This is a genomic window from Vibrio sp. 661 (genome assembly GCF_033339315.1).
Lineage (GTDB): Bacteria > Pseudomonadota > Gammaproteobacteria > Enterobacterales > Vibrionaceae > Vibrio > Vibrio alginolyticus.
The window spans coordinates 287,027-312,137 of the sequence record NZ_JAWOUJ010000001.1 but is presented as its reverse complement, the minus strand read 5'-3'; the positions used below and the strand labels follow the sequence as shown (position 1 = coordinate 312,137).

Below are 25,111 nucleotides of genomic sequence, written 5' to 3'. Positions count from 1 at the left end.
GCAAACTTTGACACTATGAACGACAAAATAAAATTCGCTATTAAAGTATCGCTTAGCCTGACTCTGGCTTATCTGATCCCGTTTGCCATGGGTTGGCCGCAAGCATCGACGGCCGCAACCACAGTGATGCTGATTGCATCCACAGGCAGTCGTCGTGAATCCCTCGCCAAAGGTACCTTACGCGTGTTCGGTACGTTGGTTGGCGCCGTCGTTGGCTTGTTACTGGTGGGATTGTTTGCTCAAGACCGCTTGCTGTACATGTTGAGCGTGTCGGTTGTGGTCTCATTCATTTTTTACTTCCGTAATGCCTATCAAAAAGATCCTACGCTACTCATGCTGACCGGCGTGATGACGTTGATGATGTCCAATGGCGGTGACGCAGAAGGTGCGTTTCTTTATGGCGTTGACCGCGCCTATATGACGGTGTTTGGGGTGGTGGTTTACACACTCGTGGGGACTTTCTTATTCCCGACCAAAACAGAACAAAACCTAAGACAGCTCATCGAACAACTCAACCAAGCACAACGCGCGTTGTTCACCGCTATCTTGCAAAATTTCGAGCAAAAATCGGCAGGGCAAATCTCTCCTCAAGAAGGCGGAGAAGAAAATCCAGAAGCTGAAGAGCCACAACCTAGCGTGGACACTCTCATCGAACAGATGTTTGCCGCCCAAAATGCGCTCGAACAGCGTTTTGCCACAGTCAGTGTGGAATGCAGCGACGTGTCGGCCTACATGAAAGAGTGGCGCTTGGCGGTTCATTTGAACAAGCAAGTAACGCAACAATTGACCATTGCGGCGCACAGCCACTTTAGCCACCAGCAAGACCGTGAAAGCATCAGCAACTTTGATCAAGCCGTGGCGGAAATTGACGCGCTATTTGATACCTGCCAACAAGTCTGGGAAAAAAAAGAACCCGCTTATCGTGCTCAGGAATTCAAAGTCAAATACAACCAAGCGTTGCTAGAAGACGCAGCTCACCTAGAGAAAGGCTCTGCGCTTACGCTTGGTCACCTGTTGGAACTGATGCATCAAAACTTGTCGCGTTTAGCGGAGAGCATTAGCTGTATTGACTCTGTGACGAACAATGTCTCCTTTGACGTGCCACTGCCGAAACCGAAAGGCAAGTTTCTATGGTGGGACGCAGAAAACTTTAAAACTGCGGTCAAAACCTTTGTTACCTATTGGGTTGCAGGACTGATTTGGATTTATTTCAATCCACCAGGCGGCTACTCGTTCGTGGTCTTCTCGACCATGTTTATGTCTTTGCTGTCGTTCGTGCCTGTGCACCCAATTTTGTTGCTTGTGCTGTTCACTTTCGGCTTCTTGTTCGCGGTACCTTCTTACGTCTTCATTCTTCCGCAATTGGATCTCGGGTTAGAACTTGGCCTGTTCATCTTTATCTACACCTTTATCGGCTTTTATCTGTTTAACGGGCCAATGACGATTTTCTATATGATTGGCTTGTTTGTTCTTGGTTTAGACAACAACATGTTTTATCACTTCGGGATCCTCATGACGATCATGCTGTTGTTCTACATGGTGGTGTTCATGATTATTTTCGCGCACTACTTCCCGTTTAGCTCACGACCAGAACACCTCTTTTTGACCATAAAAGAACGCTACTTCCGACATACCCGAGAGCTGTTCACTACCTATCAACAGCAGTCTAGCTCGGTTATTACGCCGCTCAAACGGGCCTTACACTTGGTGACGCTCAATGTCTCATCGAAAAAGCTCAAAGTCTGGGGTTCGAAAATCAACCACAAACACTTTGATAAAACCACGCCAGAAGCGATTGGCGCGTTTAGCAAAGCGTGTGATGTACTCAGTAATCACATCAACATCTTAATGGCCGCCGAGAAAAAGTTGATGACCAATCCACTAATTACTCAGCTTCGCCAACAGCACCGCGATTCCATCATTCCTTTGATGGCGGGCGCTTTAGCCAGCCATCAAGCAACACAAGAACTCGACTCCGTATTCGACCAATACAGTCAAGATTACCAAACATTCGAAGATAAACTGGAAGATTTTTTTAGTGAGCTGGATTTATCTGACTACGCTTATTCAGAGATAGCCGGTTTTTATATCTTGCTGAATTTAAAACGGAACGTGTTCGAAGCAATCAAGCATTGCAAGCAAACCTACGAGGATATCGATTGGGTGAACTTACAACAGAAGCGTTTTTAAAGGTGGGGATATGATGCTTCCAAAACTAACCAAACCAAGCCTCGCCATACTTTCTTTGCTCGGACTCAGTGCGTGTACCACGGTAGGACCAGATTATGTTCATCCAAAGCAGGCGCCACTGCCAAGTGACTGGTCGGTGCAAAAAGCAGCCAAAGATACGCAGCAATCAGAGCAACAGCTACAACAATGGTGGCAGCAATTTAATGACTCGACTCTTAATCAGCTGGTTGAGTTGGCGAGCAAACAAAACCTCGATTTAGAAGCCGCAGGGCTACGAATTGTCCAAGCACGTTCATTGCTTGGTATTTCGACTGGCTTGCAATACCCACAAGTTCAAACCGTGTCAGGAAACCTAGCGCGTGCCTACGTAAATGATCAGGGCGTGAATAACGCCACTTTGTCGTTTGATGCTGCTTGGGAAATGGATGTTTGGGGCAAGTATGCTCGCGGTATTGAGTCGGCAGAAGCGGGTTACTACGCATCCATCGCATCGTATCACGACATCATGGTCACCATAACCGCCGAAGTGGCGCGCAATTACATCAACTATCGCACATTCCAAGAACGTATTTTGCTGTCTCGCCGCAACATAGAGATTCAAGAGCGTGTCGTACGTATTACTCAGGTGCAGTTCGACTCTGGCAACGTTACAGAATTGGACGTTCAACAAGCTAAAAACCAACTCTACACCACCAAAGCAGCGTTACCGAGCCTCGAAGTGGCAATGAAGCAATCACGTACTGTGTTGGCTTTGCTACTGGGTCTGTTACCAGAAGAAGTAGATCGACTGCTACAGTCGGATGGGATGCACAAGCAAATCGCTGAGTACGAAGCCCAGTTCAAATCGACGGGCAGAAAATCGGCGCTATCGGGTACCGACGAGCGTTCCATTGTGCCACGTCCACCGCTTTTGGATACGCAAGTGAATGCTAACTTAGTGATGCGACGTCCGGATTTGCAAGTCTCTGAGATGCAAGCTCGCGCGCAAAGTGCGCAGATTGGCGTGGCAGAAACCGCTCTGTACCCAAGCTTTTCGTTGTTCGGTTCCATCGGTATCGACAGTACGGTTCCCGATGGTAGCAGTTTCAGTTTTAGCGATTCGCTCACCATGGTGGTTGGCCCAACGTTCAGTTGGAATATTTTTCAATACGGACGCGTGAAAAATAATATTCGTTTCGAAGATGCTCGCTTCCAAGAAACGCTGACGAACTACAACAAAAAGGTACTGCAAGCCGTTAATGAAGTCACCAATGCAATCGAAGCGTATGACCTGTATTTGCAGCAAAAAGATTTACGCTTGCAATCGGTCAACTCTTCCATTCGTGCGTTCAACATATCCATGACACAGTACGAAAACGGACAAATTTCATTCGAACGTCTGCTTAACTCGGTAGAAAAAATGACCCGCGCAGAAGACAGCTACGCAACGATCAAAGGTAATGTTGCGAACCAAGTTGTCGCACTCTATAAAGCCCTCGGTGGAGGCTGGCAAACCCAAACAGGCAAACCCTTCCTCAGTGAATCTATTGCCAAGCAAATGACAGAACGAACTGACTGGGATGGTTATTTAAATGAAGAAAACCGCGTATTGCCGCCTTTGCGCCTCGAAACTCCGGCTGAGACCAGTGATGAAAACAAAACGGAGGATCTCTAATGCCTCATGAACTTTCTTGGGGAGACGTTTACTTTTCTCCCACGTTACTGGTGCTCTTTCTCGCCGTCACGGCCACGTGGATAACAGTGATGATATTGAACAAGACACGTTTGTCTCGCTTCATCGCTTTTCCGTCTCTGACGTTTATTGCCATCATGGTCGGTTATGTGGTGGCCATCGACAGCTTTTATATTCAATTTTAGGTGCCAAACAAGATGAAAAAACTATTCGTAATCGCACTCAATCTTGTCATTCTTGGTGGCGCAGCTTGGCTCGGCTATCAAAAGTTTGAGGAATACTTTAATAACCCATGGACACGAGATGGACAAGTGCGTGCTAACGTCATCAAAGTGGCTCCTCGCGTATCAGGCCCAATTGTAAATGTCGCGGTGCAAGACAACCAAGAAGTAAAAATGGGGGATTTACTGTTTGAAATCGACCCTGCGACTTACCAGGTTGCGTTATCTCAAGCCGAAGTAGCACTGGAGCGCTCCATTGTTAGCTCTCGCGGTAAAAAAATCGAATATGACCGCTTAAAAGACATTCGTGCCAAAGACCGTGGCGCAGTTTCTCATAAGGATCTGATTCGTCGTGAAATCGCTTACGAAGAATCGCTACTGCAAATCAAATCTGCAGAAGAGCAACTAAAATCAGCACGCCTTAACCTCAGCTTTACCAAAGTTTACGCGACCGTCGATGGTTTTGTATCTAACCTCGATATTAGAAACGGTACGCAAGCGGTCGCAAACCAACCACTGCTCGCACTGATCGACAAAAACAGCTTTTGGGTATTTGGTTTCTTCCGTGAAAACCAACTTGCGCAAATCGAACCTGGCAGCCAAGCGCGTGTCACTTTGATGTCACACCCAGACACGCCAATTGACGCGACGGTTGACTCGATTGGTTGGGGGATTGCGCCCAAAGACGGCACGGTCGGCTACAACCTTCTTCCAAACGTAAACCCTGTTTTTCAGTGGATTCGCCTAGCACAACGTATTCCGGTGCGAATCTCCCTACAAGAACTTCCTGAAGATGTTGATCTTCGATTCGGGCTTTCTGCGTCCATCATGGTGATGAAAGAGTCATCCGCAGAAAGTGAACAATAACTAAGTGAGAAGAGCCATGGTCATTGGTAAAAACCTCAAAAATATTAATGAAGAAAACAACTTCTTCTATCTAACCTTAGCACTAGTGATTTTGTTGCTAGGGAGTGCGATGGCACAAGTCGTAGGTGAAGGGACGATTGAACACATACTTCAGGCTTTCACGGTTCTGACGTTTATCGTCTGTTTTGCGAGCCTTCGCTTTGACAAAACCTGGTCTCGTTTCCTCTATAGCCTGTTTGGTGTTTGGGTTCTTGTGATTGTGATCAAGACCGTTTTCGACATCAGAGAGATGAATGTGGTGATGCTTGCCCTCACCTTTGCGTTCTTTTTCGGCACTTTTAAATCCATCGCAAGACAGATTCTTTTCACCGGCCATGTCAACAGCAACAAAGTCATTGGCTCGGTCGCGCTTTTCTTGCTGCTTGGTCTGATGTGGGCGATTGCCTACCTCATTCTGCTTGAGTTTTCGCCTGAAGCCTTTACCGGTATGGAAGCGATTTCTTGGGGGCAGAACTTCTCCAATGCAGCGTATTTCAGTTTCGTTACCTTAACCACGCTCGGTTATGGCGACATTAGTCCTCTAACACCACTGGCTCAAGTCGTGGTGTATTTAGAGGCCATCACAGGTGTTTTTTATATGGCGATTGTTGTTTCAAGTCTCGTCAGTTCTAACATTGATCATCAGGTAAACAAAAATGGATAAACAATCGGTAAAAATCGACAGTAAGCTTTTCATCAGTAATATGGTGGAATCGGCAATACGCATTGGCTTGATCTTTGTCTTGCTGATGTTTACGTACGACATCATCAAACCCTTCATCCTTCCGGTTATTTGGGGCGCTATTATAGCCGTCGCTTTAATGCCGCTTACCCAAAAATTGCAGCGTGTATATGGTGGTCGTAGAGGCTTGGCAGCCACAACCATTGCTTTACTTGGTATTGCCCTCCTTGTCACGCCACTTGTTATGGTATCAGGCTCCATTGTGGATGGTGCAACGCACGCGCTTGAAGTACTACAAAATGGACAAGTGAAAATACCAGGGCCAAAAGCTTCCGTAGCGGATTGGCCTATCGTGGGTGATAAGCTCTACGAAGTGTGGACCCTATTCGCTACTAATCTTGAGCAAGCGATTCAAACCTTTATGCCACAAATAAAGGCAGGACTCACATCTTTACTGGGTACACTGGGGGGCGTATTGGGAAGTTTACTGCTTTCAATCTTGTCACTTGCGATTGCAGCAGGTTTCATGACGTACTCTGAATCTGCGGCATCAGGCTTAAGAACCATCGCGATTCGAACCGCAGGTGAAAACGCAAAAAGCTGGACCACGCTTATCGCAGCGACAATTAAAAGCGTACTGCTTGGCGTAGTCGGTGTAGCGGCGATTCAAGCACTGTTGATCGGTGCTGGTTTCTTCGTATTTGGCGTTCCGGCAGCAGGTTTACTCACACTGCTTCTAATGATCTTATGTATCGCTCAGCTCCCGGCGTTGCTCGCTGTGCTACCTGTGATTGGCTTCATGTACATGACCCAAGACACCTCAACAGCAACCATGTTTACTGTTTGGGTCGTAGTTGCGGCTCTTTCTGAAAACCTGTTCAAACCAATGTTGATGGGACGTGGCGTCGACGTGCCAATGCCTGTGATTCTGCTCGGTGCCATCGGTGGTATGCTTTTCTACGGCATCGTTGGTCTGTTCTTAGGTGCCGTTATCCTAGCAATTTGGTATGAGTTATTTGTTTGGTGGTTGAGCATTGAGAAAGCACAACAGCAAGAAGAAATGGCAGAACAACAAGACGCTTCTGATGACCAATCAGAACCTGGACATGGTGCAGGCATATAATAAATCAATAAGTTAGAAAGAAATTTAATCTATAACTTATAATATCAAACCGCTGAATTTCAGCGGTTTGATTCTATTTGGATCACAGTTTCGTCGTAATAAATGCGATAAAAATGACGTTCTTGTTAAATTTTCATACTTATTACACTTGGGAGTTGCAATCGGGCAATGAACGATGCACTCTCGATGACCACTAATTTGCTTAGGATAAAAACAATGAAATTGATCAAGCCTTTAACTTGTGCGCTTGCTCTCGCAATGAGTGGCATGGCATTCGCAGATGTAACCGTGAGTGTTCCTGACAACGTTTCAGTATTAGCGGCTAACGGTGAAAAAGCAGATCTTTCGGGTGGTTTTTTCGCCTCTGAAAGAACACTGACGTTACCTGATGGCCTTAACCAAGTCGTATTTCGTTTCGCCCCTTACTTCAACCAAGGTAATGACCGTTTAAGTGTTGAAAGCGATGTTATCGTTACACGATTTGACGCGACCAATGCCGAACTCACTCTACAAATGCCAGAATACCGCAACCTACGTGATGCGGAAGAGAAGATCAAAGACTTAGATTGGAAACTGGTTGATGATTCTGGCAACGCAATCGCGGTTGACCAGGACAAGTTGCTCAAACCGGGTATGCAAATCGGTCGTGATTACGTACGTGAAATCGAAGATTATAACCAAGCTGGCGGTGCAGCAGCCGTGGCTTTTGCTGGCGCAGCAACCATGCAGCCAGTCACGCTTCCTGCAAAGGTTCCTGCGGATATGAAGCAAGTGAGAGCAACTGCGGTTAAAGCGGATTCGACAGCTGAAGAGATGCTGCACTTCTGGTACCAAAAAGCAGACGCAGAAACCAAAGCTCGCTTTAAGAAATATGTTAATCAACAGTAAATCTGGTTAACTTTATCGATATTATAAAAGCCACTTCACGTGGCTTTTTTGATCAAAAATTAGGAAGCTTGGACAACTTTAGTATTGGCGATCAAGTCATGCAACAATCGTCGCTCCGGATGAAAGAACAACAATGCCAAATTTACCAACGGGATCCCCGGAATGAGCATCTCCAGCAAGTAGCTAATAACAAGCCTTAACCCTGCTGTAACTTTCGTTGCCTTACTATCATTTTTCATTACAACTTTAATACCAATCATGCGCATACCAATGGTTTGCCCATGACTCAATGCATTCCAGTTGATCATTAAAACCGTTGGTAAAGAAAGCAAGTAAAACGCCTGAGTTTCACGAACAAGCGTGAGGTTATCTGCTAAAGAGAGCTGAAAGTCGTTAAGAAAAGAGTTAATACTCAATGCGATGATTAACACGACCACCATCGCAAAGAGCAGGTCGATAAAACCAGCAATGATTCTCTGTTGCTTGCTCGCGATAAAAGCATACATGGACTTCAGTCACCTCAATGTAATTGGTTAAGCGAGAATGACTGAGTGTACAGACGCGCAATGGTGAGCGCAGTTTAGGTATTGCCAACATAATATTCAACTAAGAACATACTAAATCGCGATCGTATCTCAAAAGTAATCATTACATCTTGAGCATAACCGTATCAATTTAACAAAACGCTACCAGTAACGTTCGTAAATGATATTTCCCCCAGTTTGATGGCGATACTTTTCCAAGCCTAGCTCTTGTAAAACGGGCACGGTATCTTTGATCATTTGTGGATTCCCACACATCATGACAAAGCTACGCTGAGCTGAGAATGGCGCATCAGCGGCGTTGGACAGTAAACCCGATTCGATGAGTTCAGGAATTCGGCCTTGTAATTTACCGTCAACCACTTCCCTGCTGACTATCGGTATATACTTTAATCGGCCTTCATATCGTTGCTGAAGCTGTTCAATAAGGTATTTATAAACCAGATCTTTTTCGAAACGAACGGCATGAACCAGCACAATGCGCTCATTGTGAGGCGGTAGGTTTATATCATCCAGCAGCGACAAAAACGGTCCAATCCCCGTACCTGTAGATAGCAGCCACAGGTCATGAGCCTGTTTAGGAATAGAGTCATGGATTAAATCGCCATGTGCGGTGGCACCGACATAAATGCTATCACCAGATTTAAGCTTTTGGAGCCGTGGAGAAAGTTGTCCTTGAGGGTCGGCTACTATTAGAAATTCCAACCAATCGAATTGCTCGCTTGGCGCATTAACCACAGAGTAAGCACGGCTGATCGGCTTACCTTCATCATCAAGCAAAGCAAGCTTGGTGAATTGGCCAGCTTTAAATGAAAGAGGCGCGCCAGATATTCTCAAACTGAACAGCTCACCTGTCCAATCAATGCGTTTCTCAACTCTTGCGAGGTTGAAACCTTTGAGTTCAATCATGAGACACCTCCTATCTGGTTACTCTTAGTTAAACTTACGCCTTCAACTCGATTATGTAAAGTTTCTAGTTTACATAATCAAACCACTATTTCATTTCACATTTTAAAAACAATTTTATTACATATTAAATGATTACATCTAGAATAAATGCTCAAAGTGATAAGTCGCGTCGCAATTTGTGGCAAAGCAGATGAAAAAGGAGCAATAGAAATGGACACACTGTTAAAGGACTTTCCCGTTATCACAGAGATAAAAGTCGCATGGGGTGAAATGGATGCTCTGCAACACGTTAATAACGTGGTCTATTTTCGCTATTTCGAGACCGCACGTTTAGATTACTTCAACAAAATTAACCTGCTGGTCGACCTGCAGACCTCGCAAATTGGGCCAGTACTGAGCGAGACTCAATGCCGCTACAAATTGCCTGTTACTTACCCAGACACGCTATTAGTCGGTTCTCGCGTAATCGACATGCAAGAAGATCGCATCACAATGGAGTACCAAGTGCTGAGTAAGAAGTGGGGGAAAATTGCGACCATCGCGACCGCCACTGGTGTGATGTTTGATTTTAAGAACAACGTTAAAGCTGCGATTCCAGATCACGTTCGCCAGTCGATTTTAGACTTGGAAGGAACCGTGGGTAGTACGCATCATTTGGAGTAGCAAGAAACGAGAGATTAAAGGCGAGGTTCCCGACAGCGCTCCTTCATCGCTATCGGGAATGATGCTGAGGTACCATTCCAACTTACGCAATAAGAAAACTAGAGTCATTCTAATGAGCCTAAGTGAATCATTCGAAACCTCGCTAAACGTAACAGCAGCGCGACTCTTCCAGCCTACGCGATAAGAAAGCTACGTCATTCTAGCGAGCCATAGCGAGACTAAGAATCTACTTACCGCTTGCTGCAGACCATAAAGCCATGAATAAACTCAATACAATCTGAGAGTAGATTCTGAATCACGCTCGTTCCTCGCTGTTCAGAATAACAGTTCGAGTTTGGCTCTGAGTTCTACAAAGCCATCTAAAAAAGCGATTCCAGACAAGCCTAAGTGACCATCCGGAATCTCGCTTGAGACGCATCAGCAGCGCGACTCTGCCAGCCTACGCGATAAGAAAAGCTACGTCATTCTAGCGAGCCATAGCGAGACTAAGAATCTACTTACCGCTTGCTGCAAACCATAAAGCCATGAATAAACTCAATACAATCTGAGAGTAGATTCTGAATCACGCTCGTTCCTCGCGGTTCAGAATGACGATTCGAGTTTGGCTCTGACCTCTACAAAACCATCTAAAAAAGCGATTCCAGATAAACCTATGTGACCATCCGGAATCTCGCTTTAGACGCATCAGCAGAGCGACTCTTTCAGCCTACGCGATAAGAAAAGCTGCGTCATTCTAGCGAGCCAAAGTGAGACTAAGAATCTACTTGCCGCTTGCTACAGACCATAGAGCCATGAATAAACTCAATACAATCTGAGGGTAAATTCTGAATCACGCTCGTTCCTCTCGGTTCAGAATAACAGTTCGAGTTTGACTATGACCTCTACAAAACCATCTAAAAAAGCGATTCCAGATAAGCCTAAGTGACCATCCGGAAAATCACTTTGGACGTATCAGTGGAGCGACTCTTCCAACCTACGCGATAAGAAAAGCTGCGTCATTCTAGCGAGCCATAGCGAGACTAAGAATCTACTTACCGCTTCTGCAGGCCATAGAGCTATGAATAAACTCAATACAATCTGAGGGTAGATTCTGAATCACGCTTTAAACATAACAGCAGAGCGACTCTTCTAGCCTACGCGATAAGAAAAGTGGCGTCATTCTAGCGAGCCAAAGCGAGACTAAGAATCTACTTACCGCTTGCTACAGACCATAGAGCCATGAATAAACTCAATACAATCTGAGGGTAAATTCTGAATCACGCTCGTTCCTCTCGGTTCAGAATAACAGTTCGAGTTTGACTATGACCTCTACAAAACCATCTAAAAAAGCGATTCCAGATAAGCCTAAGTGACCATCCGGAAAATCACTTTGGACGTATCAGTGGAGCGACTCTTCCAACCTACGCGATAAGAAAAGCTGCGTCATTCTAGCGAGCCAAAGCGAGACTAAGAATCTACTTACCGCTGCTGCAGACCATAGAGCGGTTAGCAGAACGTCTCGATGTACAGCGCTTCCACCTTATCTCTGGCCCATTGCGTTTTACGCAGGAACTTCAGCGACGATTTGATTGAAGGATCTTTCTTGAAACAGTTCACACGAACGCGCTCATACATGCCATTCCAACCAAAGTGTTCAACTAGTCGGGTGACGATTTTCTCTAAACTCAACCCGTGAAGTGGGTTATTCGGCTGCTGTTGACTCATGCTATTGATCCGGTAAAGTGAAGTTGCGCGCTAATCTAACTCAAACTCGCCGTGCAACCTAATGTTTTAACCTTGAATTGGCCTACGACTCTCCCCTATAGTAGCCCAAACTTCTTAAAAGCCCTTTTCACAATGAAAGCCCTCAACGACCTCAATATTTTTGTCGAAACCGCGCGCCAAGGCAGCTTTTCAAAAGCCGCTAACAGCATGGACATGACACCTGCCGCCATTAGCGCATCGATTAAGCGTCTTGAAGGGCAAATCGGTTTCCCGTTGTTTGTGCGTTCCACCCGAAGCCTGCGTTTAACCTCAGAGGGCGAACTGTTTTTAGACAAAACCACGCAAGCGTTGGCAACATTGCAAGAGGGGTTGGATCAGATCTCAAGCGCGCGTGGCGAGTTATCTGGTCAGCTGCACATTACTGCACCCTCCGATTTTGGTCGCAATATGTTGCTCGATTGGGTGGATGAGTTCATCGATCTCTACCCAAATGTTTCCATTAAACTAGAGCTGTCCGATAGCTTGACGGATATGTATACCAAGCCTGTCGATATTGCGATTCGCTACGGCGAACCGGCCGACTCCAATCTGGTCGTATTGGCATTGTGTGGGTCAAACGAACGGATATTATGTGCATCGCCAGAGTACGTAGCTACACATCCAGAACTCACCTCTCCTGCCGATTTAACGCAACACAATTGCTTGTGCTACATGGTCGCGGATTCGGTCTACAACAAATGGACGCTCACGCGTGGCAGCGAGAAAGAACAAATCGTGGTCAGCGGTAACTTGTTGAGCAACGATAGTGACTTGCCACACCGGTTAGCGATCAAAGGCAAAGGCATTGCGAATAAATCATTGATGGACATTAGCCGAGACTTAATCGAGGGAAGATTGGTGCGAGTGTTACCAGAGTGGGATTGCGGCCCAGTGCCGCTCTACATGGTATGTGCCGATCGTCGATTATTGACGCCAACGATTCGGACTTTCCGCGACTTTATCCAACAAAAATGCTGCCAGCAACGCGCCAACGTGCTGGCAACCTTCTGTCATTAGGCGATAAATCGAAGAGGACGAATCTGGGTATATTCAACCCAATCATTCTCTTCCAATGTTTCAAGAAACGTCGCCATATGCGGGCTTTGCAAATGCTTATCCAAGGCCTCTTGCGATGCCCAGATTTCTTGGAACATAAATAGGCCATCAACTTTTTCGTCGAGATACAACTCGTATTGGCAACAGCCTTCTTCTTTACGAGTTGGCTCTAGTAAACCAGCAAGCAAATTCACCACCTGATCCTTACTATCTGGATAGGCTTTCACTTCTGCGACTAAGTGGATCATCGTTTTATCACTCTTTTGCGATTTATATATTGATTACGGGGTTCTACGTCACCTGTAAGTAAGCTCGAATTAGATCTCGGTGAATACGGTTTCTGCGTCCCAGCGAGACTTTGGCGTTTTCGCGTTGAAGTCATCTTCCGCGTGGTAGCCAAGCGGCACGATCACAACACTGGTATAACCTTTTTCACGCAAGCCAAATTCTTCATCCAGCACTTTTGGATCAAACCCTTCAATTGGTACTGCATCGATTTCTAACGTCGAAGCACCCAACAGCAACGTACCCACGTTGAGGTAAACTTGTTTCTCCATCCAATGGTTTGCATCTTTCAAATCAAAACGGTGCATGTTCACAAAGTAGCTACGACCACCGCGCACAGCCGCTTTCGCTTCTTCAGTTGGGAATCGACCATCTTTTTCTTCTTGCACCATTAGCGCTTCAATGTAGTCGTTATCAATGCCTGTTTTTGCACAAAACACCAATACGTGAGAAGCGTTGAGAATCTTCGCCGCGTTAAACGCGTAATTCTCTTGCGCCGCTTTAGCGATGCGCTGCTTGCCTTCTTCTGTGCTTGCCAGAATGAAATGCCAAGGCTGGGAGTTCACACTCGATGGACTAAAACGAATCAGCTCTTTAACTGCGTCGATTTTTTCTTGAGGTAGCTTGCGCGTTGGGTCAAACACTTTCGTTGAGTAACGAGATTTTGCAGCTTGTACGATATCCATGAGGTTCTCCAATTAATGAATTTAAGCTGTGTAACAGCATAACCTCATGAGATAAAGGGAAAAACCGATTTCGATTAAAAACATTTTCAAAATAAATTTGAAAATAAAACGATAAGAAAGGCTTTGAGCGTTCTCACTGAACTTCTTCATCTTTTCAGCAATAATGCATGTTTGCTCGCAACCAAACTCAACTCATGCTGCCTCAAGATAACGTTATTACATCCTTTCTGTGCAAAAAGCTCGGTCACAATCATCTGAGAATTGCCGGCGAATATTGGCACATTGAGAAGTTGGTTGCCTTGCAATGCATGATGTTGAAAGAAGCGCCTAACCTCCAAGAAGGGCTGCTTTGGTGGAGTAAAAGTGTTTCATTATTCGACCGCCGTTTGTACGTCACATTGCAACATGGTGATGCCCAAATCCATCTGCAAGTCGAATGTAGAACGGGCGGTATGCCAAATTGGGCGGAGTCGGTGTTTGGCTTGCTCAAAATGCAGTTGGAAATGCTTGAGTTAAGCGAATCAATACAGGTACAAGTTCGCGCCAACAATCCACTCACGGCCGATATTTTTCTAAAGGAAACGCGAGATTCTAAAACGAGTTCAAACGTGTTTGAACTGGTGAAACATGTTTATTTGCTACTTTCTCACCAGCCAATTGAACAACCCGAATTGCTGAGTGTTTTGAACGCCTTGTTCATCAAAAACAGTAATTACGCGCTCAAGTTAGAGCAAGCGGCAAGGCAACTGGGCGTCTCCAAACGCACCTTGCAACGTCGACTGCAAGAGAAGCAAATGAGCTACTCTCAATGCGTTGATTTCGCTAAAAGAAAGCAAGCACTCACTTTGCTTGCCGACACCCAACTCACAACGCAGCAAATCGCCTATCAACTTGGTTATGAAGAACCTTCGAACTTTCACCGCACTTTTCGTCGTTGGTATCCGTTTTCACCCATGCAATATCGCCAACAATGTTTGGATAACCGAACTCAACTAAATCAACAACCGATCCGCTTGTACTACGCCAAAGCGAATACTTTAGCCGATCACGACATTGACCAACCCGTCGGTAGAATCTGGATGGAAGTAGACAATATTGCGTTTGAAAAAGTGGTCTCAGTTGAGTGTCGAGACCGTGATGGTGCATGGCGGCGCTATCCCGCCTTCTTCGAGCGCTTTTTAAGTCATGGCATCGAACTCTGGGCAACGACCGAACTTCCGGTAGCGCACCCCCTTACCTTTCGCCTTTGTTATGAAGTCGATGGGGAACGTTACATTGAGAATAACCACCAGCGTGATTACGTGGTTTCTAAGGGGCTTTTAATTGGCGCAACGGAATACATTGTCCCGACTCGGCAGCTTATTAATATTGGGGCGCAATACACGTTCTTTGTCGAACTGGCATGCCGACTTGAAAACGTTGCGAGGATTGACTGTTACGTCGATGATGCCCCTACACCTCACGCAATGCGCTTAACCAAACACTCGCTACATTATGCTTGTTGGGTGCTGCAATTATCGCTCACTCAAACTGCAAAGCAGTGCCGTTTCCGCCTTTATGATGAATCCGACAACGAGCTCGCGAAAGACCATTACCCGATTCAATACCCAATTATGCAACCACTCAGTTAAATATGTAGCACAGTTCAAATTCAGCACTTCGTGACATCATTTCACGTCTTTTTTGGCGTGAAATGACACTCTCAATTTCAAACCTTTGATTTATCGTTTCCGCATTGCTGCACAACGGAGACAAAAACCGTGTTTGAAACCTTACCTAACCTTATGAATAAAATAAAAATACTCCCTATAGCGATCGCCCTAGCTCTTTCTGGCTGTGGTAGCGATGAAACTACGCCAACCGATACAGGAAGCCACGTGGCATCTCCTGATTGGCAAGACCAGATCATTTACTTCTTGATGATCGACCGTTTTAACGACGGCGACAACACGCTTAACGATCAAGGTCAGAATGAATACGATCCTACCTCAGACAAGAAATTCAGTGGTGGAGACCTGGTTGGTGTCAGTGACAAACTGGGCTACATCGAAGACCTAGGCGCTACCTCTATCTGGATTACACCGCCAGTGGCAAACCAATGGTGGGATGCCGAGCAAAACTACGGCGGCTACCACGGCTACTGGGCGCGTGATTTCCAAAAAGTGGATGAGCACTTTGGTGACATGGAAAGCTACCAAGCGTTAGCGCGAGAAGTGCACGCTCGTAATATGTTCTTGATTCAAGACATCGTGACCAACCACGTAGGTAACTTCTTCACTTACGATGACCCATACTATTACGACCCTAGCCTACCTTGCCAAGGTTTCCGTTTGATTGAAAATACGCTGCCAGCAGGGCAAGAACTGCCTTATCCGCTCAACATGAATGAGTGTAAAGAAGACGGTACTGGCATTTACCACTGGACGCCAAGCATCACCGACCACAACGATCCCGTCCAAGAAAAAACCTGGCAACTGTCGGATCTGGATGATCTAAATACGTCCGATCCTGAAGTACGCGCTTATTTAAAAGAGAGCTACCGAAAATGGATCCGCGAAGTGGGCGTTGACGGTTTCCGTATCGATACCGTGAAGTTTGTTGAGCACGATTTCTGGAACGACTTCCTGCACGCCGACGATGGTGTGATGACTCAAGCGGTTGATACTGGTCGCGATAACTTCCTCACCTTTGGTGAAGTCTTCGAAACATCTACGCCTTACAACACAGAAGGCGAAGAGAAGATGCTGACTTACATCGGCGAAAGCGGCTCGCCGGAGCAGTTAACCTCGGTGTTGAACTTCCCATTGCAAGCAACCATGACTCGCGTGTTTGCAGCAGGACAACCGACCGATTACCTACGCTTCCGTCTTGAAAAAATGATGGCGATGTTCCCGAATCCATACATCATGCCGAACTTCATTGATAACCACGATATGCCACGTTTTCTATCACAAGGCAGTGTCAATGATATGAAGCAAGCGCTGATCACAATGATGGCTGTGCCGGGTATCCCTGTGATTTACCAAGGGACAGAACAGGCGATGTCAGCGGCGCGCGATGCGATGTTCGCCGGAGGGTACCGTGAAGATGGCAACTACGTAGACTCGTTCGACCAAAACAGTGAGATGTACTTGTTTATTCAAGAACTTGCCAAGCTACGCACTGAAAACAAAGTCATGACACGTGGTGAAATAAAAGTGATTGGCAGCGATAAAGCGGGCGCGGGCGTGTTCGCCTTTACTCGAACGTTGGATAACGACGAAGTCTTGGTTGTGATGAATACATCCAACTCGCCGATGTTGATGAACCAACTCGATGTAGAACAAGTTGGTGGCACCGTCTTCAAACAACAAATCATGTCGAATTGGGCGGACGCTCCAGAGCAGTTAATCGCCGATGAAAACGGTCACGTAACCCTTGAGTTGCCAGCCAAGTCAGCAGTGATTTACTCAAAAACAAGCAGCAATCAATCTGTAGATACCCCAGACCTCAACATCCAACTGGCACAGGATTGGGAAGGACAAACCATCACTGATGATATCGTGATTGCTGGTACTGCTAAAGCAAACGAGAAATTGAACCTTGTCGTAGACGGTAACCTAGAAACAGCACAGGCCATTACCGTGGGCGCTGACGGTCAGTTCAGCGTGACTTTATCTACCCGTCACTTTGCGATTGGCGAACAGCAACACCGCTTCGCGATTTACTCCACGGAGAAGAAAGCAGGCATTGAAGATGTGAACTTTGTGTCGGACTTAAGCTGGTCGAACACGCCAGACGACACGATTGATGACGCAGGTGATGCGCAAGATGGCATGGGCGGTCCTAACGGTAACTACTCGCTACCAACGGATCCAACGTTCGACAAAGACAATAGCCAACTCGCAATCAACAAAGCCGAGGTATTTACCGTCGGCAGTAACGTGCGCTTGACCTTCACCATGGACAAGATCACCGACACTTGGTTGCCACCAAACGGCTTCGACCACGTGGGTTTCACCATCTTTATTGATTTACCGGAAGAAGCCGCAACCAACCTGACGGAACTGCCTAAGATCAACGCTTCTATGCCAAGCGGAACCTGGAGTCGCAATGCGGTTGTTTTTGGCTGGCAAAGCTCGATTTACAACACCAAAGGAGCAAATGCGACGACATGGGGAGAAGCCGTAACGCCAGCACCAACAGTGACAGTAGACAAAGCCAACAACACCATTTCAATGGACTTTGCTAGCGATGCACTAGGCCGCCCAGATTCGCTCGATGGTATCCGCTTCTATGTCACGACTTGGGACTTAGACGGCCTTTCGGCAACTTACCGTCCGCTAGAACAAGACAAAGGCCCTTGGAACTTCTCCGGTGGCGCATCGGATGAAAGTAAGATTTGGGACGATTTACCAATCATCACCTTGTCGGAATAAACCGTTAAATAAAACACCGCCCAGCGTTTAGCTGGGCGGCCATCAACAAAAAATGCAGAAAGACACTTCTGCTCGTTTTTATTCTAGTTAAAGAACGATTTCACCCACAGCACCAGACTGTCCCAAAGCTGAGCGAACCACGAGCCCTCTTCTACCGCTTGGCTGCTGACCAAGGGATAACTCGCCACGGTACTGTCATCGCTTTTCCAAACGACCTTACCAATCTCATCTCCTTGCGCGATCGGCGCAATCAACGGTTCATTTAACACCACACTCTTATCAAGCCCAGCCGTCATTGAACGAGGCAGAGTGAGATAGGCATCTTTAGCAAAGATCGCCTCAATTTGATTAGCATTTCCCTTCCAAACGCGAACTTTAGACTCAACTTCCCCCTGTTTAGCAACTTGCTTGGTGTCATAAAAGCGAAAACCATAGCTGAGTAGATTCTTCGATTGGCTGATCCTAGCCTGTTTACTTGGCGTACCCATCACCACCGAGATAAGGCGCATTCTTCCTTCTTTGGCCGAGCTCACCAAGCTGTATCCGGCATTGCTGGTGTAGCCGGTTTTGCCCCCGTCGACATCAATGGAATTGTCCCATAACAACTTATTGCGGTTGTACTGCGTAATGTCGTTCCACTTGAAGACTTTCTCGCTGTATAGCGCATACACATCAGGAACATCGCTGATGATCGACTGCATGAGTTTTGCCATATCGGTTGGTGAGGTTTGGATGCCATCACTATCAAGACCATGGGAGTTCACAAAATAGGTGTCTTGCAGTCCTAATTTCTCCGCCCAACCATTCATCAAGGCGACAAAGCCGCGTTCACTGCCTGCAACGTGCTCAGCCAGTGCAACGCACGCGTCATTTCCTGATTGGATGATCACGCCGCGCATTAAGTTCGCAACACTAATTTCATCTTTCGGTTTGATGAACATTTTAGAAGAACCGGGAAACTTGGCCGACCACGCGTTTTCGCTCACGGTGACAACATCATCCCATTTCAAACGCCCCGCTTTGATTTCTTGTCCAACTACATAAGCGGTCATCAACTTGGTTAAACTCGCCGGAGCAAGGCCTGCTCGCCCGTTATGCTCGGCAATAATGGCACCGGATTGAAAGTCCATTAATACGTAGCCTTTTGCCTGTAACTGAGGTGGGTTGGGCGTAACAACGGCAAAAGTAGGTACGCTTATTAAACAAGTCACAATTGTCCATCGAGCCAGTGACACTTTCATCCGACTTCCTCCATGCTCTTACTTTGTCGCAACTCTATTGAGCATAGCTCACTCAACCAGTTGCACCAGTCGCTAATCGTTTCATTTTCTTGAACTTACATTGATTTGATCAAGGTATAGAACTGAAGAGGCAATTGGGAAATAGCATTGGTTCTTCATGCCATTCGCAGTAAAGTAGCGCTACCCCTCAATAAGGAAATAAAGATAACAATGAACGCTCAATCATTTATCGACGCAGGATTGCATTACACTCCCCACAGTTTTACCGTTCCTCTGGATTACCAAGACGCGAGCAAAGACACCATTGAAGTCTTCGCCCGTGCGGTTTGCCTAGTTGGCGATGAAGAATCGACCAAACCTTGGTTGGTTTACTTTCAGGGCGGACCTGGCTTTCCCTCTCCGCGTCAAAACGGCAATAACGGCTGGGTAAAACGCGCCCTGCAAGAGTACCGAGTTTTGCTTCTCGACCAGCGCGGTACGGGCAACAGCAGCGTAATTAATCACCAGACGCTTGCTCACCTCACGCCAGCGCAACAAGCAGACTACTTGAGCCACTTCCGAGCGGATAACATCGTGCGCGACGCGGAATACATTCGTGAGCAATTTGGCGTCGAAAAATGGGCGATCTTAGGTCAAAGCTTTGGTGGTTTTTGCTCCCTCACCTATTTGTCTTTGTTCCCAGACAGCTTGCTACAAAGCTACATCACAGGTGGCGTGCCATCAGTCTCGCGTCATACCGACGATGTGTATGAAGCCACTTTCAAACGCACCATGGAGAAAAACCAAGCGTTCTTCCAACAATTTCCCAATGCACAGCAACTTTGCCAAAACATTGCGAATCACTTGCTAGAAAATGAAGAGTACCTACCAAATGGTCAACGCTTCACAGTGGAGCAATTTCAACAAATCGGCATCAACTTTGGTGTGAGTGATACTTTCTTACCAACTTACTATTGGCTAGAAAGCGCGTTGATTGAAGTGAACGGCAAACCACAACTTCGTTATGAGTTCTTAAACGATATGTTGGCGCAGCAAAACTTCCAAACCAACCCGATCTACGCCATTTTGCATGAATCGATTTACTGCCAAAGCTTCGCGTCGAATTGGAGTGCGCACCGCGTTCGCCAAACCCGATCAGAGTTTAATTATGAATCTGGCAAGCCATTTTACTTTACGGGGGAAATGGTCTTCCCATGGATGTTCGACCAATACGTTAACCTCAAACCACTAAAAGACGCCGCAGAAATATTGGCAGCGAAAAAAGATTGGACTGCGCTGTACGATCAAACACAACTGGCTCAGAACAAAGTGCCTGTCAGTTGCGCCGTTTACGCCGATGATATGTTTGTTGAAATGGATATCAGCCGAGAGACGCTCGCGTTAATACCAAACTCAAAAGCGTGGATCACCAATGAGTACGAGCACAACGGCTTACGTGCCGACGGTGAACGTATTCTCGACAGGCTCATCGCCATGGGCAAACAGACCGCAGCTACGTTGAAATAAGCACGGCAGACGTTAGAAAAACGCCTTTTCAGTATGTGGTGAAAAGGCGTTTTATAGCGGTTTATGAACAATGGCGATCAGTCATTCACTCTTTGTCCCTAAACCTTTATCCCTCACCACCTCATGTATAAAACTGCGACATGTCCTTTCCTTGTCAATGACTCCGGTGATTATTTGGTGCTTCTTGCGCCTAACTTTTTTGAAGGGCCTAAAACAGAATAACAGCATAAATTTAAGCCAAAAGTATCGGCTCCAACCTACCTAACTCACTATAATTAATGCTTATAATTTGAACACATATCGGCTTCACCTGCGGACATGCTCCCCCTATCAAAGACCGCCAGGCCCCGCCTACTCATAATATCCGTATAATTTGTCCGTATTTCCGACTAGTTTAGTCAGGTATACTTCGTGCCGCTAAAATTTTAAGGTCGTTGACCACCTGTATTTTTAAAGGAAACCTCATGAGTCAGTATGTAGTTTGTGCGCTGTACAAGTTTGTTGAGCTGAATAACTATCGAGAGCTACGCGAGCCATTACTTGCGTTGATGGAAAAACACCATATTCGCGGAACATTACTACTGGCAAGTGAAGGTATCAACGGTACTGTTGCATCTGATCGTGCAGGTATTGATACGCTACTGGAGTGGCTAAACAACGAACCTCGTTTGACTGGCACCGTATACAAAGAGTCGTATTCTGAGACCCAGCCATTCAATCGCACCAAAGTGAAATTGAAAAAAGAGATCGTAACATTAGGTGTTGAAGGTATAGACCCTCGCCACGTAGTGGGTACTTACGTGAAACCTCAAGAGTGGAACGATCTTATTGCTGATCCTGAAGTGTTTGTTGTCGATACACGTAATGATTACGAAATCGAGATCGGGACATTCAAAGGCGCTGTAAACCCAAATACTGAAACCTTTCGTGAATTCCCAGACTATGTAAAAGAAAACATGGACCCGGCAAAACACAAGAAAGTTGCGATGTTCTGTACCGGTGGTATCCGCTGCGAAAAATCAACGGCTTACATGAAAGAACAGGGCTTTGATGAGGTCTACCACCTAGAAGGCGGCATTCTTAAATATCTTGAAGAAGTTCCTCAAGAAGAGAGCATGTGGGAAGGCGATTGTTACGTATTTGACGGTCGTGTTGCCGTGAACCACCAGCTAGAAAAAGCAGATTACGATTTATGTAACGCTTGTCGTCTACCGATCACTGAAGAAGACAAACAGTCAGAATTGTTCGAGCAAGGCGTGAGCTGTCCAAAATGTCACGGCACACACTCAGAAGAACAAATTGCTCGATTCCGCGAGCGTGAAAAACAAATTGTTCTTGCAGAGCAGCGAGGCGAGCAGCATGTTGGTGGTGAAAGTGCCAAGCAAAGAGAAGCTCGACGTGCCGCTAAGTACGCGCAAAAAGAAGCGCAGCGTAAACAAGACTAAGCCCAACTCTCCTTATATTTAGCGAGCTGCCGTAAGGTGGCTCGCTTTTACTACGCACCAATACTCTTTCAATACAATTTTGTATCCCTCACCAATACCTCTAGTTGATTGTCTCTTTTGCCTTCGGGTAGCCCCACCATTTCATCATAAGCACTTTGATGCACTAGAACCTGCTTATTTGCTTTGATATTCCTGCACTTCTTTTGCATCTCGATCAGGGAATGAGCCCTCAAAAAGATACCGTTGTCATCAGTGATAAATTGCGCTTCTCCATCAATCACGACAGATGCCTGGTACAATGCGAGATCAAGCGAATGAATGACCAATTTGTCTACATAGAAGTATTTTTGTAACTTACTCAATGGTATTGCCATGTGTCACCTCCCTGAAAGTTACCTCTACGTTTTGTAGAATAAAACCGATCATTGGATGAGATTTCTTCGGTTTACTTGCGTACAACATCGGAAACAAAGAGGATTCCGATGCAAACAATCAATGTCGTGTGGTTAAAGCGAGATTTAAGGCTGACTGACCATCAACCACTAACTCAAGCATTATCAACAAAGCACCCAACTGTGCTTTTGTATATTGTTGAACCATTGCTATTGAACAACCCACACTATTCTGAGCGCCACTGGCGATTTGTTTGGCAATCACTGCAAGACATGGATGAAACGCTCAAAGCGTATGGGCATCGAATCACGGTGCTGTTTGACGATGCCTTAGCATGTTTCCAATCAATTCAAGCGCAATATCAAATCAACGCTGTTTTTTCTCACCAAGAAATAGGACTCAACTGCACCTTTGAACGAGACCGACAAGTTGCCGCTTGGCTGTATGAGCAGAACATCGACTGGTTTGAATTCGAACACGGTGCTGTAATCAGAGGTGCAATAAACCGGCAAGGTTGGGACAAACATTGGGACTCTGTCATGAGAGCCTCAATAAGCCCTATTGAGCTCCAAACCGACTTATTGCATTCATTGGATGCAGAAGCTCTCGGCTGTTCGTTTTCGCCACCATCATCCTGGCTATCAAAATGCAAAGGAATGCAAACGGGAGGAAGCCGGCTCGCTTGGAAAACACTAGAGGACTTTTTCCATCGTCGAGGTCGTGATTACTATCGAAGCATTTCTAGTCCCACAGCCTCACGCACAGCCTGTACTCGACTTTCTCCATATCTCGCTTGGGGTAACATATCCTTGCGTGAAGTTTATCAATACCTTTTGAAACACTGGCAAGTCGCTGGGTTTCGTCGCAGCTTAATTGCATTGTCTTCACGGCTTCATTGGCACTGTCACTTCATCCAAAAATTCGAATCGGAATACGACATGGAGTTTTACTGCGTTAATCGGGCTTACGAACCATTGATTAAACAAAGTAGTACTTTCGATGAAGAAAAGTTAGCAGCATGGAAATCCGGGCATACTGGCGTACCTTTGATTGATGCCTGCATGCGCTGTTTGCACCACACTGGTTACATTAACTTTCGCATGCGTGCCATGCTGGTTAGCTTTCTTACTCACCACATGAACATGAATTGGCGAGTAGGTGTAACGCATTTAGCGCAACTGTTTCTCGACTTTGAGCCCGGAATTCATTACCCACAATTCCAAATGCAAGCAGGAGTAACCGGGACTAACACAATCCGTATTTATAATCCGATCAAGCAAGCCCAAGAACATGATCCTGACGGCACGTTCATCTACAAGTGGGTACCTGAATTGCAAATGGTTCCTCCCCCTCTTTTATTCGAGCCTTGGACAATGACCCAGATGGAAGCTGTCATGTATCAGTTGCAGCCAGATAGCCGTTACCTTGCACCTATTATCACACCAGACAACGCAGCTAAGGCAGCAAGAGAGCGCTTATGGACGTGGCGGAAACGAGCCGATGTGAAACAAGAAGGCAGACGAATTCTTGCGCGACATGTTAGACCCTCAAAAGAAAGTAGGACGCGATGATCATCTCTCAATCACAATGCGTACAAATGCAAACACACTCCAGGGAACCCGTTGTACCCTCAACTAGTAAGGAACACATTATGTTCAAACGTATCTTAGTTATCGCGGCGACACTGATGGCGACGTTATCTTTTATGTTGCCCGTCAAGGCTCATGAGCATGGCATGATGAAAGCCGATATTGTCGACGTTGCCGCTGAAAATGGCTCTTTCAATACGCTTGTTGCTGCGGTGAAAGCAGCGGGCCTGGTTGACACTCTCAAAGGGGAAGGCCCATTTACTGTTTTTGCACCAACGGATGACGCTTTTGCAAAACTGCCAGACGGCACAGTCGACATGCTCTTAATGCCGGAAAACAAAGACAAGTTAGTATCTGTTTTGACTTATCACGTCGTCCCAGGGAAAGTGATGGCTGCCGATGTTGTTAAGCTAGACAAAGCGACTACGGTTCAGGGGCAAGATGTGATGATTAAAACCATGGGCGATAAAGTCATGGTTAACGATGCAAATGTCATTGCAACCGATGTGAAAGCTAAAAACGGTGTCATTCACGTGATTGATACTGTCATCATGCCGAAATAACACCATTCAGAGGGCGGTACAATCCGCCCTTTAGACAGAACTTCTTCCACCCTTAGCACGATTCCTCTCCACTTATCCCCACCCCCACTCATTCACCATGACTATAAAAAGGATAAAAACAAAATTAAAATCAATACCTTGCAATACGACACTGCACAATATTGACGAGGTTAAGATATCGTTATCTTTCAATTTGAGAACAGGATTCCATGTCAGTGACGTTTACTTTTCCACATGTAAATTCTTAAGCTAAATTTTGGCTGCTCAATCACATTTCGGCAAACCATTCGAAAGGGTGGGACGCAAAGCTTCCGGTCTGTCAGCATTTAAAAATCTAAAAGAATGCTCATGATAGCGGGGTTACCATGACGCAGTGTTACAGAAGTCCAA

22 protein-coding genes and 1 riboswitch are annotated in these 25,111 nt (G+C 46.1%); of the genes, 15 read left to right on the top strand and 7 right to left on the bottom strand.

Annotated elements, in window-relative coordinates; translation table 11 throughout:
* Window positions 1-15 precede the first annotated feature (15 nt).
* From R7P69_RS01370 to R7P69_RS01340, 7 genes are all read left to right on the top strand, one after another.
* A complete protein-coding gene (locus tag R7P69_RS01370) occupies window positions 16-2,190 on the top strand; it encodes an FUSC family protein (RefSeq protein WP_318121233.1) in 2,175 nt (724 codons plus the stop codon).
* A 10-nt stretch (window positions 2,191-2,200) separates the two neighbouring features.
* Complete coding sequence (locus R7P69_RS01365) at window positions 2,201-3,844, top strand: TolC family protein (protein WP_170893950.1); 1,644 nt, start codon at window positions 2,201-2,203, stop codon at window positions 3,842-3,844.
* Complete coding sequence (locus R7P69_RS01360; protein ID WP_005374946.1) at window positions 3,844-4,047, top strand: DUF1656 domain-containing protein; 204 nt, start codon at window positions 3,844-3,846, stop codon at window positions 4,045-4,047. The genes R7P69_RS01365 and R7P69_RS01360 overlap by 1 nt, the downstream gene beginning before the upstream one ends.
* Window positions 4,048-4,059: 12 nt before the next feature.
* Window positions 4,060-4,950 (top strand): HlyD family secretion protein, encoded by an 891-nt coding sequence (locus R7P69_RS01355; RefSeq protein ID WP_053350008.1) that lies wholly within the window; start codon window positions 4,060-4,062, stop codon window positions 4,948-4,950.
* Window positions 4,951-4,966: 16 nt separating this feature from the next.
* Window positions 4,967-5,653: a potassium channel family protein gene (locus tag R7P69_RS01350; protein WP_017634413.1), complete on the top strand. Its 687-nt coding sequence runs from the start codon at window positions 4,967-4,969 to the stop codon at window positions 5,651-5,653.
* Window positions 5,646-6,794, top strand: a complete 1,149-nt coding sequence (locus R7P69_RS01345; RefSeq protein ID WP_017634412.1) for an AI-2E family transporter — start codon at window positions 5,646-5,648, stop codon at window positions 6,792-6,794. The genes R7P69_RS01350 and R7P69_RS01345 overlap by 8 nt, the downstream gene beginning before the upstream one ends.
* 216 nt (window positions 6,795-7,010) lie before the next feature.
* Window positions 7,011-7,682, top strand: a complete 672-nt coding sequence (locus R7P69_RS01340; protein WP_017634411.1) for a DUF2057 domain-containing protein — start codon at window positions 7,011-7,013, stop codon at window positions 7,680-7,682.
* A gap of 59 nt (window positions 7,683-7,741) precedes the next feature.
* Here the strand turns inward: R7P69_RS01340 and R7P69_RS01335 are convergent, their stop codons facing one another.
* Window positions 7,742-8,188, bottom strand: coding sequence for an RDD family protein (locus R7P69_RS01335; RefSeq protein WP_005374936.1), 447 nt, complete (start codon window positions 8,186-8,188; stop codon window positions 7,742-7,744).
* Window positions 8,189-8,368: 180 nt separating this feature from the next.
* The gene (locus tag R7P69_RS01330) at window positions 8,369-9,133 is read right to left on the bottom strand and encodes a ferredoxin--NADP reductase (protein ID WP_005374935.1); all 765 of its coding nucleotides are present in this window, start codon (window positions 9,131-9,133) and stop codon (window positions 8,369-8,371) included.
* Between the two features lie 210 nt (window positions 9,134-9,343).
* Here R7P69_RS01330 and R7P69_RS01325 point away from each other — a divergent pair, with 210 nt between their 5' ends.
* A complete protein-coding gene (locus R7P69_RS01325) occupies window positions 9,344-9,796 on the top strand; it encodes an acyl-CoA thioesterase (protein ID WP_005374933.1) in 453 nt (150 codons plus the stop codon).
* A gap of 1,485 nt (window positions 9,797-11,281) precedes the next feature.
* On the opposite strand, the gene R7P69_RS01320 is transcribed toward R7P69_RS01325, so the two are convergent.
* Window positions 11,282-11,500: a VF530 family DNA-binding protein gene (locus R7P69_RS01320; protein ID WP_005374929.1), complete on the bottom strand. Its 219-nt coding sequence runs from the start codon at window positions 11,498-11,500 to the stop codon at window positions 11,282-11,284.
* Between the two features lie 132 nt (window positions 11,501-11,632).
* Here R7P69_RS01320 and R7P69_RS01315 point away from each other — a divergent pair, with 132 nt between their 5' ends.
* Window positions 11,633-12,556: a LysR family transcriptional regulator gene (locus tag R7P69_RS01315; protein WP_025768616.1), complete on the top strand. Its 924-nt coding sequence runs from the start codon at window positions 11,633-11,635 to the stop codon at window positions 12,554-12,556.
* Here the strand turns inward: R7P69_RS01315 and R7P69_RS01310 are convergent.
* Window positions 12,553-12,843 carry a putative quinol monooxygenase gene (locus R7P69_RS01310; RefSeq protein WP_005374925.1) on the bottom strand — a complete coding sequence of 97 codons (291 nt, stop codon included), beginning with the start codon at window positions 12,841-12,843 and terminating at the stop codon, window positions 12,553-12,555. The genes R7P69_RS01315 and R7P69_RS01310 overlap by 4 nt on opposite strands.
* A gap of 69 nt (window positions 12,844-12,912) precedes the next feature.
* Window positions 12,913-13,566, bottom strand: coding sequence for an oxygen-insensitive NAD(P)H-dependent nitroreductase NfsB (locus R7P69_RS01305; RefSeq protein ID WP_005374924.1), 654 nt, complete (start codon window positions 13,564-13,566; stop codon window positions 12,913-12,915).
* 167 nt (window positions 13,567-13,733) lie between these two features.
* Between R7P69_RS01305 and R7P69_RS01300 the strand changes: the two genes are divergently transcribed.
* Window positions 13,734-15,197, top strand: a complete 1,464-nt coding sequence (locus R7P69_RS01300) for a helix-turn-helix transcriptional regulator (RefSeq protein WP_238952439.1) — start codon at window positions 13,734-13,736, stop codon at window positions 15,195-15,197.
* A 129-nt stretch (window positions 15,198-15,326) separates the two neighbouring features.
* Window positions 15,327-17,984, top strand: coding sequence for an alpha-amylase family glycosyl hydrolase (locus R7P69_RS01295; protein ID WP_318121231.1), 2,658 nt, complete (start codon window positions 15,327-15,329; stop codon window positions 17,982-17,984).
* 83 nt (window positions 17,985-18,067) lie between these two features.
* On the opposite strand, the gene R7P69_RS01290 is transcribed toward R7P69_RS01295, so the two are convergent.
* Window positions 18,068-19,225, bottom strand: coding sequence for a D-alanyl-D-alanine carboxypeptidase family protein (locus tag R7P69_RS01290; RefSeq protein WP_238952436.1), 1,158 nt, complete (start codon window positions 19,223-19,225; stop codon window positions 18,068-18,070).
* A 210-nt stretch (window positions 19,226-19,435) separates the two neighbouring features.
* Between R7P69_RS01290 and R7P69_RS01285 the strand changes: the two genes are divergently transcribed.
* Complete coding sequence (locus R7P69_RS01285) at window positions 19,436-20,731, top strand: alpha/beta fold hydrolase (RefSeq protein WP_238952430.1); 1,296 nt, start codon at window positions 19,436-19,438, stop codon at window positions 20,729-20,731.
* Window positions 20,732-21,195: 464 nt separating this feature from the next.
* Window positions 21,196-22,176 carry a rhodanese-related sulfurtransferase gene (locus tag R7P69_RS01280; protein ID WP_054574886.1) on the top strand — a complete coding sequence of 327 codons (981 nt, stop codon included), beginning with the start codon at window positions 21,196-21,198 and terminating at the stop codon, window positions 22,174-22,176.
* A 68-nt stretch (window positions 22,177-22,244) separates the two neighbouring features.
* Here the strand turns inward: R7P69_RS01280 and R7P69_RS01275 are convergent, their stop codons facing one another.
* Window positions 22,245-22,550, bottom strand: a complete 306-nt coding sequence (locus R7P69_RS01275) for a DUF6482 family protein (protein WP_005374898.1) — start codon at window positions 22,548-22,550, stop codon at window positions 22,245-22,247.
* Between the two features lie 108 nt (window positions 22,551-22,658).
* Between R7P69_RS01275 and R7P69_RS01270 the strand changes: the two genes are divergently transcribed.
* Both R7P69_RS01270 and R7P69_RS01265 read left to right on the top strand, forming a co-directional pair.
* Window positions 22,659-24,140, top strand: a complete 1,482-nt coding sequence (locus R7P69_RS01270; protein ID WP_017820144.1) for a cryptochrome/deoxyribodipyrimidine photo-lyase family protein — start codon at window positions 22,659-22,661, stop codon at window positions 24,138-24,140.
* 80 nt (window positions 24,141-24,220) lie between these two features.
* A complete protein-coding gene (locus R7P69_RS01265; protein WP_005384595.1) occupies window positions 24,221-24,721 on the top strand; it encodes a fasciclin domain-containing protein in 501 nt (166 codons plus the stop codon).
* A gap of 267 nt (window positions 24,722-24,988) precedes the next feature.
* Window positions 24,989-25,089, top strand: a riboswitch (cyclic di-GMP riboswitch).
* Window positions 25,090-25,111: the final 22 nt, after the last annotated feature.